This is a genomic window from Bacillus sp. EE-W1 (assembly GCF_009760835.1).
Taxonomy (GTDB): domain Bacteria; phylum Bacillota; class Bacilli; order Bacillales; family Bacillaceae_G; genus Bacillus_A; species Bacillus_A wiedmannii.
This window is the reverse complement of the sequence record NZ_WIPE01000054.1, coordinates 171,472-186,577: the sequence shown is the minus strand read 5'-3', so window position 1 is coordinate 186,577 and position 15,106 is coordinate 171,472. Positions and strand designations below refer to the sequence as shown.

General features: G+C 37.4%; 1 protein-coding gene. It reads left to right on the top strand.

Annotation, left to right across the window (positions count from 1 at the left end):
• Nucleotide 1 precedes the first annotated feature (1 nt).
• Nucleotides 2–15,034: a DUF7507 domain-containing protein gene (locus tag GFJ36_RS07320; protein WP_097889728.1), complete on the top strand. Its 15,033-nt coding sequence runs from the start codon at nucleotides 2–4 to the stop codon at nucleotides 15,032–15,034.
• Nucleotides 15,035–15,106: the final 72 nt, after the last annotated feature.

The following is a 15,106-nucleotide window of genomic DNA, read 5'->3' as shown; positions in this document are numbered from 1 at the left end:
CATGCCCATTACGAATCGATTTTCTACCACCACTAACGGCGCACTCGCGATTACAGGTAATACTTTAGGCTTAAGTAAAATTAGTAATCAAAACCGGGCTGGTACAATCGGGGCAATTGGTGCATTTATAACTACAAATACCGCTTTACAAGTACCGAGTTTTCCTGCTGGTACAACATTAAGTTATACACAAAATAGTTCTACCGCTATTTTAAATATCCCTGCTGGTAGTACTATTCTTTACGCAGAACTCGTTTGGGGTGGAAACTACTTATCTCGTGATCAAAACATTACGAGTGTATTAGGAAACTCGGTTTCTTTTACAACACCTGTTTCAACATACTCGATTACCCCTTCAGCTGTTACAGCTTCAAATCAAACATTCGTTTCCGGATCTGTCACATTTGGATTTTATACACGTTCTGCAGATGTAACATCCCTCGTTCAAGCTGGAGGATCTGGCTCTTATACAACCGGTTCTGTCCCTGGACTTGTTGATCCTTTAGATGCTTCTAACGGAGCTATCAATTCTTCTGGATGGACGCTCATTGTCGCTTATCAAAACGGTTCCTTACCCGCAAGAAATTTAACAATTTACGTAGCTGGTAACCGTGTTTCTGTAGAAACTGGTAGTGCAGATGTATCTGTCTCAGGGTTTTTAACACCTGCCGGAGGACCTGTAAGCGGGAGATTATTTATAAGTTCTACTGAAGGGGATGCTGATTTAACTGGGGATCAAGCATTATTTGGACCAAATTTCAGTTCATTAAATGCATTATCCGGGCCAAATAATGCTGTAAATAATTTCTTCGGTTCTCAAGTGAATAATGCTGCTGGAAATTTAGATACAACTGGGACATTTGGAACACGAAATCAAAGTGCTTCTACAAGTACAAATATCTCCGCAGGAAGGCAAGGCTGGGACATTACTTCTATTGATATTTCTCCTTATTTAACAAATTCCCAAGTATCCGCCGCGATCCGTTTAACAACTAACGGAGATGCATATATGTTAAATACAGTCGGATTACAAATTAATATAAACTCGCCTAACATACAAGCAACGAAAAGCGTGAATAAAAGCGTCGCAGCAATTGGAGATGTTCTCACTTATACCGTTACTATCCCTAATACCGGGCTTCTTCCTGCCAATAACGTTATTTTTATAGACAGTCTTCCTAACGGCACTTCCTTTATACCTGGCACTGTAACAGTAGATAGCATACCACAAACAAATGCAAACCCGGCTGCTGGTATATCTCTTGGAACCATTAATAATAACGCTTCTCGTACAGTAACTTTCCAAGCAACTGTCGTTTCCCTTCCAAATCAGAATCCAATTTCTAACACTGCGAATATTACATTTCAATATACACCAATTGCCGGTGGAACAACTTTTAACGGTCTTGCAACAAGCAACTCTGCAGGAACACAAATTAATCTTGCAGATATTAATGGTACAAAATCAGTTAACAAACTTTTTACTGATATTGGAGAAACGTTAACATACAGTATTGCCTTAGCTAATATAGGAAATATCGCGGCAACGAACGTTATATATACGGATCCGATTCCTAGCGGGACAACTTTCATTCCAGGGAGTGTAACTGTTAACGGCGTTACTCAAGCTGGAGCGAATCCCGCTAATGGTATATTCATTGGAACCATTGCTGCTAATTCTACGACTACTGTTTCATTTCAAGTATTCGTTCCTTCTATCCCGCAAACAAATCCAATATTAAATAGTGGCACAACAACATATCAATACATTCCTGTACCAAATCAGCCAGCAGTAAGCGGGACTGATACGACCAATATCGTATCTACTCAAGTGAATAACGCTACTGTCACAATGACGAAAGCGGTAGATAAAAATTTTGCAGATATTGGTGATACACTAACGTACACTGTTTCCTTTACAGGTACAGGTAATACTAATGCGAATAACGTTATTTTTACAGATATCATTCCTACTGGAACAACTTTTGTTCTCAACAGTTTAACAATAGATGGAACGACACAAGTTGGAGCAAATCCTGCTAACGGTGTAAATGTAGGATCCATCCCAACTGGCACAACAAAAAATGTTTCGTTTCAAGTAGTAGTAAACACAATACCCGCGTCAAATGTCGTTTCTAATGGATCAAGCGCTTCTTATCAATATACCGTCAATCCTAGCCAATCACCCGTTACAAAAAATATCTCTTCTAATCTTGTTTCCACTCAAATTAACAACGCGAATTTAACATTAACAAAATCAACAAACAAACAATTTGCTACAATTGGCGAAACGATAAGTTATACAATCCTCATTACAAACAGTGGAAATACAGCCGCAACTAACGTGCAACTAACAGATCCACTTCCAAATGGAACGATATTGACTCCTGGTACTGTAACACTAAATGGAGTTTTGCAAAATGTAAATTCTCTCGTCGCTTTACCTATCGGAACAATTCCTGGCGGAGCTACTTTTACTCTTTCTTTCCAAGTAACAGTTATTAATATTACCGCCCAAAATCCTATCATTAATAATGCTTTCGCTTCTTATCTATATACTGTTAATCCAAGTCTGCCACCAACTTCAAAAACAGCAAATTCTAATTCTGTTACATCAACAATTAGACTAGCAAACCTTCAAGCTACGAAGTCTGTAGATAAAACATTTGCGGAAGTTGGAGATGTATTAACTTATACCTTTGCTCTTACAAACGATGGAAATGTTGCGGCGAACAATGTAGTACTATCCGATTCAATTGCGAATGGTACTGCCTTTGTACCAAACAGTGTTACAATTAACAATGTTGCTCAGCCAGGTGTTACACCAGCTAGCATCAATATTGGTAGCATCAATGCAAATACTACAATTACAGCTTCATTCCAAGTATTAATAACTAGCATCCCAAACCCAAATCCTATTTCAAATAGCGCTTCTATTCCCTATAACTTTATCGTGGATCCAAACGCTTCACCTGTAAGTAAGAACACTACTTCAACCACTACATTTACTCAAGTAAACGATGCAAATGTCATTTCAGCAAAAACAGTGGATCGGGCATTTGCTACTGTTGGGGATGTATTAACTTATACTATTCTTTTAACGAATGCAGGAAGTGTTACTGCTGATAGCCCTACTTTCGTTGATACGAATCCAGACGGTACTACCTTTATTCCAAACACTTTCCTTATTAATAGTGTACTCCAAAATAACGCTGATCCAAACGCCGGTGTTCCGTTACCTTCCATTCCTGCTAACGGTGAAATTACTGTTTCTTATCAAGTAACCGTCACTGCTTTACCTACACAAAATCCAACAACAAATTCATCTAGTACACAGTATAGCTTTATTCTAAATCCAGGCGATCCACCAACTATAGAAACCTCTTTAAGTAACACTGTAAGCACACAAATTAATTTAGCAAATGTAGTTATTGTCAAACAGGTAGATTTAACTATTGCTGATGTTGGGCAACCAATCACATATACAATTGCCTTAGCGAACCTTGGGAATACTCCAGCGAATAATGTAGTTGTTACCGACATACTCCCTCCTGGTACGACTCTTGTACCAAATAGTATTTTTATAGGCGGCGCTTTACAGCTAGGTGCTGATCCAAGTGTTGGTCTTCAAGTTGGAACAATTCCCGCAGGTGGAATTACAACCATTGTTTTTCAAATTAGTGCAAATAGTTTACCTTCACCAAATCCAGTTCAAAATAGTGCTGCACTACAATATAGCTTTATCGCAGATCCAAATTTACCTGCTGTTGTTAGAAATGCCACTAGCAATATCGTAACGACACAAATTAACACCGCAAATCTTGTTGCTACGAAACTAACAAGTACAAATTTCGCTGATGTTGGCGATGTCATAACTTATGCAACAATTTTAACGAATAACGGCAATATCCCTGCCACTAATGTAACGTTTACAGATATCATTCCAGATGGTACCATCTTTCTTCCTAATACTGTAACGATTAACGGTGTCCCTATAGCAAATGCAAATCCTGCTAACGGCATTTTGATCGGTACGATTGGGGCAAATTCATCACGTACCGTTTCATTCCAAATTTTTGTACCAACTATTCCTGCTGTAAATCCAATTACGAATCAATCAGGCACTACATTCCAATACACGTACGATCCATCCAAACCAGCCATCATGCAGATGGTTGCTTCTAACACTGTACAAACAGCTATTAATAACGCTACGTTTACCTCTGCAAAATCTGCTGATAAACAGTTTGCGAACGTAAATGATATTATTACGTATACGACTACTTTAACAAATAACGGGAACACACTTGCATCAAGTATAGTATTTACAGATACCATTCCAAGCGGGACATCTTTTATTCCAAATAGCGTAACAGTAAATGGTACTACGCTCTCTAATGCAAATCCAGCAAATGGCATAGCAATTGATCCGATAAATCCTAATGCAAATACGACCATCTCGTTCCAAGTGCAAGTAAATTCCATTCCGAATCCGAACCCTATCCCGAACCAAAGTAACACAACGTACCAATATTTCGTAAATCCTAACTTACCTCCAACATCCTCCAATGCGTTAAGTAACGTAATAACAACTCAAATTAATAACGCTACAATCATCGCTACGAAATCAGTGAACACACCGACTGCTGCAATTGGAGATATCGTTACCTATACGATTGCAGTTACGAACACAGGAAATATTCCCGCTAGTGCAACTGTTTTAACGGATGGACTTGGCGCAGGGGCTTCATTTATCCAGAATTCTGTAACTATTAATAATGTTCCACAGCCAGGATTAGATCCCTCACTTGGTATTCACTTAGCAGATATTCCTCCCGGAGATACTATATTCATTACTTTTCAAGCACAAATTTTAGCGATACCACCTAGTGGCACATTAACAAATAACGCTCTTGTAAATTATGAATATAACGTGAATCCAAACCAATCACCTGCTGTTGGTAGTACAATTACGAATACGACGGTTACTCCAATTATTGATGCTACTCTATCTATAAATAAAACTGTCAATTCAACATTCGCTACTATTGGAGATACACTCACTTTCACTTCTACCATTATTAATTCCGGGAACACTACCGCAAACAATGTTATTTTTACAGATTTACTGCCAGATGGTACGACGTTTATCCCAAATAGTTTTACAGTAAATGGAATAACTATTCCTAATACAAATCCACAAAACGGTATTAATATCGGGAACATAAATTCAAATGCATCAGTTATACTCAGCTTTCAAGTAAACATTACAACAATCCCAAATCCTAATCCAATTCCTAACAAATCATCGCTTCAATATAGCTTTATTGTTGATATAAATGAACCGCCTGTTTCACGAACCGTTCAATCCAATAAAACTTTTACTCAAGTAAATACTGCCTCCGTTATCGCAACAAAAACTGCAAGCAGTACATTTGCTGCTGTTGGAGATACAATTACGTATACAACTACTCTCACTAATAGCGGAAATACTACCGCAAACACACCTGTTTTTATCGATATATTACCACCTGAACTTTCATTCGTTCCTGATAGCTTACAAATTAATACCATCCCACAACTTGGATTTAGACCAGATAGCGGGATTTCTTTAGACCCCATTCCAGTTGGGGGAACAACAACAATTAGCTTTCAAGCTATCGTTGGCTCAATACCAGCTACAAATCCTACGTTGAATCAATCCAGTACGACATATTCTATCATTGTGGATCCTACCCAGCCGCCAGTGACAGAAACAGCTACAAGTAATCCAACTTTAGTGCAAATTAACGAAGCTATTATTCAAGCAACAAAAAGTGTCGATCGTCTATTTTCTGACATCGCACCCGGAAATTCATTTTTAACTTATACAGTTTTATTGGATAATATAGGAAACACAACTGCTACTAATATCACTTTTACAGATCCGATTCCAAATAATACAGTATTTATAGAAGATAGCGTTCGAGTAGGTGGGGTTTTATTACCTGGAGTAAATCCGGCGAACGGGATACCAATTGGGGATATTATTGCAGGAGATTTTATAAACGTCACCTTCCGTGTGCAAGTAGTTAGCATCCCAAATCCTATTTTTACAATCGGACCTGGGGGACCAAACTCACCCGTTGTAAACGGAGCTTCTATTAATTATCAATTTATGACAGGGCCTAATTTACCACTCGTTTCACGAAGTACAACATCTAATCCGGTTTCAACACAAATAAATTCCGGAGAAATTTTGGCAATTAAATCTGTAGATAAAACTTTTGCAAAGATCGGGGATACACTTTCCTATACAATTTCATTAAGCAACCCTGGAAATGTCACTTCACAAAATATACTTTTCACGGATATTTTGCCTGATGGAACAATATTTATATCTGGTACTCTTGTAAATGATTCTGGTGCTAAGCAAATTGGAAACCCCGCTAACGGAATTCAAGTTGGAAATATAAATCCTGGCAGTACGATTGCTATTACGATAAACGTACTTGTAACAAACATTCCAAGTATAAATCCAATTTCAAATTTTAGTTCTGTACAGTATTCACATGTGGTCGATCCTAGCCAACCTGCCGTATCACAAACGAATATATCTAATACTGTTTCGACAACTATTAATAGTGCTATATTAACTACTACAAAAAGTGCTGATAAATCCATTCTTTCTGTCGGAGATACGATTACGTATACAACTACTATTACAAATACAGGAAATACTGCAGCAACGAATATTACTTTCACAAGCGCTATTCCAGCCAACACTACATTTATACCAAATTCGGTCACAATCAATGGTATGCAGCAACTTGGTGCACGGCCAGCACTTGGAGTCAATATACCCAATATCGCTCCTGGCGAAACAGTAACCGTTACTTTCCAAGTAACTGTTATTTCTATTCCCCCTTCAAGTTCAATTATGGATAACGATACAATTTTATACTCTTATACCGTTGATCCAAGCGCAGCTCCTGTTACTACTTCTACTTCAACGAACAGCGTTACAAACCCTGTACTAGATGCTATGATAACGATGATTAAATCAGTTGATCAAACACTTGTAACACTAGGTGATACTATTACCTATACGACACTTTTAACGAATAGTGGGAATACAAATGCTACGAATATTACGTTCACTGACCTTATTCCAGACGGTACAACGTTCGTTTTGGATAGTGTCACAATAAATGGCATCACACAAATTGGTCTTAATCCTAATACAGGTATTACAATTGGATCAATTGCTCCTAACAGCTCAATAGCAATAGCATTTCAAGTTACCGCTACTTCTACTCCTGTTCAAAATCCTATTGCCAATTCGGCTAGTGCTTCTTACACATTTATCACTGACCCTAATGCCCCTATTGTTTCAAGGAATGTTACTTCAAACACAGTGTTCACTACAATTAACACAGCTATCATTCTTTCATTAAAACAAGTCGATAAATCCTTTAGTCGTATTGGAGACACACTCACCTATACTGTTGCTTTAACAAACAATGGAAATTCATCCGCACAAAATGTTATTTTCTCAGATACAATGCCGAGCGGAACTACATTTATTGCAAACTCATTTTCTATTAACGGGGTTCCTCAAAGTGGTGCGGACCCATCGAACGGTGTAAATATTGGGCCTATAACAGCTGGGTCTACAGTAAATGTTTCATTCCAAGTAAACGTGGACTCATTACCAACTGAAAATACAATTGTAAACTTCTCATCGACATCGTACCAATTAGTCTCACCGCCTGATCCAGAAACTTCAATTAGTAATCCTGTTTCAACACAAATTAAAGAAGCTATATTATCCATGACGAAAAATGAAAGTGTCTCCTTTGCAGATATCGGGCAAACTGTTTTTTATACTACGTCTATTTCGAATATAGGAAATACAGATGCAACTAATATTGTATTTGCAGATGCATTACCAAGTGGACTCACATTTGTTCCTAACACATTAACTGTTGATGGTGTTTTACAACCTGACGCGAATCCAAATACAGGTGTATTACTTGCAACACTTCCACCAAATGAAATATATAGTATCGTATTTCAAGTTACGGTTAACAGCATCCCACCTATTAACCCTGCACCAAATATAGCATCAACGACGTATGAGTTTAGTGTTGATCCAGGTAATCCGCCGGTATCGAATACAGCTAGCTCCAACACTACACTTCTTCAAATAAACAACGCAAATATTATTAGCACAAAAACAGCAAATCTTACTTTTGCAGATGTTGGTAATACAATAACATTTACACTTAACCTTCCTAATACCGGGAATGTTGCTGCTACTGATGTAACTATTATCGATATTCTTGATAGCAATTTAAGTTTCATTCCAAATAGTTTCACAGTTAATGGGCAAACCATTCCAAGCGCTGATTTGTCTACTGGTGTAAACATAGGTTCAATTAATGATGGTAATACGGCAATCGTTACATTCCAAGCAACTGTTACTACACTTCCAACACTTAATCCAATTTCTAATTTTGCTTCTACCACATATCATTATGTCGTTGATCCTAGCCAGTCACCTATTACAACTTCCAATCAATCCAATACAACGACAACACAAATTAATAGCGCTATCCTTACTGCACAAAAAAATTCAAATGCGGAAACAGTAGATATCGGGCAAGATATTGTATACTCAGTTACGATTACAAATAGCGGCAATGTTAGTGCGACGAATGTTATTTTTACCGACCTAATTCCAGACGGAACTTCCTTTGAACCGAATAGTTTTACACTTAACGGAACTACCATCCCAAATGCAGATATCATTACAGGCGTTCCAATTGGTGATATCGCGCCAAACGAATCTGTCATCGTAGCATTTCATATTAATGCCAATGAAATTCCACCTATAAATCCAATTACCAATCAAGCTAGCGCTAGCTTCCAGCATATCGTTAATCCGGCTAATCCACCTGTTTCAAAAAATATTACTTCTAATAGCGTTACAACAAAAATTGAAAGTGCTATTTTAAACACTATTAAAATAGGAGATAAAGCTTTTGCAACGATCGGTGATACGATTACGTATACAACCACTATTACGAATACAGGAAATATCTCTGCTAACAATGTTGTTTTCTCAGACCCTATACCGACATGGACACAATTTGTTGCAGGATCAGTCATTGTTGATGGCACTTCATTACCATCCGCTTCTATCATTGACGGTGTTGGCATAAATACAATAACTCCCAATCAAATCGTAATAATTATGTTCCAAGTGCAAATCATAAGCAACCCAACAACGTTCACACCTGAACTCCAAAACTTAGGATTTGTGAACTTCCAATATAACGTAGGAAATGCATTACAACCTCAGCCTGGCAATGTGGAAACGAACGTCTTCGTTACTTCTATTAATTCAGCAATACTTTCAGCCGTAAAAACTGCTAATACAGCCTTTGCAAATATCGAAGACACGATCACTTATACAGTTTTGATTCAAAATAGCGGCAATACAAACGCTACGAATGTAAATTTCTCAGACCTCATTCCAGCAGGAACGACCTTTGTTGAAAATAGTTTTACTGTAAATGGAAGTACCATTCCAGGTGCAAATCCAAATAACGGAGTGAATATCGGAACCGTTAACGCGGGTAGTTCCTTAACTGCTACTTTCCAAGTCATAGTTACATCTACTCCACCTTCGAACCCAATTACAAACGTTGCATCTATTCAATACGAATTTATAGTTGATCCGGCCTCTCCTCCTGTTACCGGCACAATAAATTCTAATAGTGCTTCCACACAAATTAATAACGCGACTGTTACAACTGTTTTAGAAGCAAATCGTACAATCGTATCTACCTTAGATATAATTACGTATACAGCAACATTAACGAATACTGGAAACTTCCCTGCAAATTCTGTATTACTCATTAACGGAGTTCCTGAAGGTGCATTATTTGTTCCAAATAGTGTCACGCTTAACGGGATTTCACTTCCAGATGCAAGTCCAACTCTCGGTATTCCAGTTGGTATTATCGCACCAGGTGATTCTGCTACTATTACGTTCCAATTTCTTGCAAGTTCTATTCCACCACAAGGAGCGATTATAAATCAAGCACTTACAAGTTACACTTATATTGTCGACCCAAGTCAACCTCCAGTTACAGCAACCTCTTCATCTAATACGGTAAATACAGCTGTCGTTGATGCATCGCTATCTGTAATTAAAAATACAGATTCTCTCGTACAATCTACTGACGGTACAATCACTTACACGGTAGTCGTTCAAAATAACGGAAATACAACTGCAAATACAGTTACTTTAACAGATTTGGTCCCAGAAGGAACTGCATTTATTCCGAATAGTGTAACCATAAATGGCGTTTCAGCTCCGGGTACTGATCCAAACGTAGGAATCTCCTTAAACGCCATTGCACCTTCAGAAATCGTCACCGTCACATTCCAAGTTATCGTTCAATCCATTCCAAGCGTGAATCCAATTTCTAATATAGCCCGTATTGACTATACTTTTATCGCCGATCCAACTGCTCCTATCATCTCTCGAACAATTACGTCTAATCCAGCTTTCACACAAATTTCGGATGCGAATGTTCTTTCTTTAAAAGCTGTCAATGCACAACAAGCAACAACCGGTGACATTTTGACCTATACGATAACACTAGAAAATACCGGAAATATTCCAGCTACTAATCTCATATTTTCAGATACGATTCCAGAAGGGACTACATTCGTAGAAAATAGTTTTACACTTAACGGAACAGCTATACTTGGTGCAAATCCAAATGCAGGTGTTACTTTGCCTAACCTAGTAGCAAACGCTACTCACCTTATTTCGTTCCAAATTCTTATTAACGATTCATTCTCGCAACAATCGATTACAAATCAATCTAATACAACATATACAATTCAACCAGACCCAGGACAACCGCCTATTACCGAAACATCTACAAGTAATATTGTCATTACAAATTTCGTGCAAGCACAATTGACAGTTACAAAAACGTCCAATCCAATAACTGTAGATATTGGCGGAACTATACTTTATATTTCTGAAGTGAAAAATATCGGCAACGTTGACGCAATAAATATTATTTTTACAGATTCTATTCCAGCTGGGACTACATTCGTTCCCGACAGTGTCACAATTAACGGTGTACTTCAACCAGGTGTAAATCCAGAAAACGGAATTCCAATTGGAACGATTCCACCAAACAGTTCCAAAACAATACTATTTCAAGTACAAACAAATAATCCACCAACTGCAACCGAAATTGTAAATCAATCATCTGTAAATTATCAATATGTAAGTATTCCTACAGCTCCACCAGTGAATCGCTCTGCAAATTCTAATATCGTTACAACATCACTTCAAAATGCAAATATTATTTCTGTTAAACAGGCGGATGTTACTTTCGTAGCCATTGGGCAAAATATTACCTACACAAATACACTACAAAATATAGGAACTGTTCCAGCGAACAATACGGTGTTCATTGACAACATTCCAGAAGGTACTATATTCATTGAAGATAGCTTATCAATAAATAATGTGATTCAGCCTGGTGCAAATCCTCAAAATGGAGTAACTCTTGGCACGATACAACCAGATGAAACAATCACTATTTCATTCCAAGTACAACTTACAAATATACCAGTGGGCAACACAGTCATTAACATTTCAGACACTTCGTATGAATACCAAATTGACCCTAGTTCTCCGATTATTCAGCGTAGATCATTATCAAATGCAGTAAATACTGAAGTGCGGACGGCAAATGTTAGTGCAATTAAATCTGCTAACAGATCTATTACACGTATCGGTCAAATCATCACATATACAGTCGCAGTTACAAACGCTGGTACAGTACCTATTACAAATACTATCCTAATTGACGCAATTGCTGCTGGCACTACATTCGTTCCAAATAGCATCCTTGTAGACGGCATACCAAGACCTAACGAAAATCCAATTACCGGTATCAATCTTGGTATTATCCTTCCAAATAATACGATTATTGTTACGTTCCAAGTAAATGTAGTCTCTATACCTGCACAAAATACTATTAATAATATCGCTGTTATACACTATGAATATAAACCGGAACAAAGCGCACCACCAATTTCAGAAACAACCTCTTCCAATACTACAAATATACAATTTATTGATGTGATTCTTATCGCTACAAAATCTGCTAATAAAGTATTAGCTAATATTGATGACACCATTGAATATACAGTATTCATTCAAAATAACGGATCTACTACAACTAACTCCATCTTTTTTACAGATACTATAGAAGATGGAACAGTATTTATTCCGGGAAGTGTAACAGTTAACAACACTGTACTTCCTGCAGCAGATCCGAATATCGGCTTTTTCATTCCTAATATTGCGTCAGGGCAAGCGACTACAATAACGTTACAAGTTTCCGTTACGAATTTGCCAGCTTTAAATCCAACGCCTAATACTGCAAACATCGTCTACGACTTTATTTTCAATCCTGACTTTGCACCAATTCAAAAATCTACTACTTCCAATACTACTTTCGTCCAAATTAATGATGCTGATATCGTTTCACTGAAAACTGTTGATTTAACTTCTGTAACGATTGGTGACATTTTAACTTATACAACAACTTTAACGAATATAGGAAATGCAGATGCTACTACTGTTGTATTTACAGACAATATACCTGACGGAACAACCTTTATAGAAGGTAGCGTTTTAGTAAATAATATTCCTCAGCTTAACGCGAATCCAAGTACTGGTATACTTGTAGGAACGATTGCTCCTAACGTTTCTATCCCAGTCACATTTTCCGTTACTGTGGTAGCTCTTCCAGCTAGTGGTCGTATTCAAAATCAATCAACTTCTCGTTATACAATTAATAGCGAAGAACAAATATCGACTAGTAATATTACTATCACTGAAGTTATTTCTGCTCATGTAATTGCAACAAAAACAACACCTATCCAATACGCTGACCTACAAACGATTATCCCTTACACAATTTCCATCACGAACAATGGGAATATACAAGTTGAAAACATTATCGTTACAGATATTATTCCGGCGAATACGAGCTTTATAGATAATAGTGTTATTGTGAATGGAAACGCCCGTCCAAGTGACAATCCACTTAACGGGATACGAATTGATAACATTCCGCCTAATACGACAGCAACTATTCTATTTCAAGTACGGGTTACTTCGATTCCGCAAACAAATCCAATCTCTAACACGAGTACAATCGAATACCAATACACCATACCAAACCAGCCGCCTATTACCGAAACTATCATTTCATCAGCTGCCGTAACAGAAATTCATCACGCAAATTTAAATAGTAATAAAGCTGTTGACCTTGCATTTGCAACAGTCGGTGACACGTTAACGTATACGATTACACTCAATCAAACTGGTAATGTTGCAGCGAATAATGTAACCATTCAAGATATGATTCCTCAAGGTACTACATTTATAGAAAATAGCGTCATTGTAAACGGAGAAGCCCTTCCGGGAGTTAATCCAGTAAGTGGTATACCAATTGATACTATAACTGTCGGCGGAAACGCTGTCGCTTCATTCCAAGTAACCGTGACTTCTATCCCAACACCAAATGAATTGACGAACCAAGCCATTACTACTTTTAACTATATAGTCAATCCAAATAATTTACCTGTTACAAACACGACTACAACAAATACCGTCACAACAACTGTCCAAAATGATAATGTCGTTGCCATAAAGTCTGTTAATGCTACGAATGCTTTACCTAGTCAAACTGTAACGTATACAATTACGATTACGAATAGTGGTAATGTAACGATTGAAGATATTATTGCCATAGACACCGCACCAGTAGATACAACCTTCGTTACAGGCAGCGTTACAATTAACGGAATCAATCAGCCTAATGAAAATCCTGAAAATGGTATTACATTAGGAAGCCTTACTCCTAATGAATCTACTATCATTACTTTCCAAGTAACAATATCTCCTACAACTCTTCAACCAGCAATTAATAACGATGCTTCTGTTTCCTATACTGTTACCATTGACCCGAATGAACCACCTATTACAATTACAAAGCAAACAAATGTCGTTACAACAACAGTAGTTGATCCTATGGTTCGTATTAACAAAACAGCCGACACATCTATTGCCGTTATAGGTGATATGATTACATTCACATTAGAGGTATTGAACCATTCCCCGATTCCTACGATAAGTACTTCTATTTTAGATATCATTCCAACTGGTACAACATTTATAGAAAACAGCGTAACCATTAACGGCACTCCTGTTCTAAATGTCCGTCCAGACACTGGTATGAATATCGGTGCTTTACCAGCTGGCTCCGTAGCAAAGATAGCATTTAAAGTTCTCGTCACGTCTATCCCTTCAAACAGCACAATTATCAATTCTGCTTCCGTCACAGCCGCCTTCCAATTGACACCACAGGACCCAATTATTACTTTCATTGACAATTCAAATATCGTTCGTATACCAGTTCAATTTATAACTGCAACAGTAGTGAAAGATGCTTCCGTCAGCTCAGCTTATTTAAACCAATATTTTGATTATACGATGCGTATTACGAATACTTCTGATATTTCACTTTCAAATGTTTCATTACAAGATACCATTCCAGCAGGTTTACAATTTATGAACGGTACTGTCTTTATTAACAGCGAACGCTCTCCACTAGCGAATCCGAATATCGGTTTCCTAGTCGCTACTAATTTGGAACCAAACGAAACAATTATCGTATTATTCACAGTACAAGTGATAAGTCCACCTGTTAATAATGAATTTAAAAATACGGCGGATATTTCTTTACAACTTCAAGTCTCGCCTACCGATCCACCAATTACAGTAACCGTTACAAGCAACGAAAACATCGTCACTTTTATTCCAAAAAATCCTGATGAAACACTTCCAAATTCCAATTGTTTCTTTGACGGCGAACGTTTTATACGCATTACTCCTCGAAATATACGAAATTACTTTTGGACTTGGATTTGGTGGCGTTAATTTAAACAAAAAGAGATTGTAGTTTGGTTGAAACCAAATTACAATCTCTTTTTTATTCCCTTTATCGTAATA

Bases quoted from the DNA above. Each gene is read 5' to 3' on its own strand.
- GFJ36_RS07320 (WP_097889728.1), top strand. From the start codon at position 2: ATGCCCATTACGAATCGATTTTCTACCACCACTAACGGCGCACTCGCG.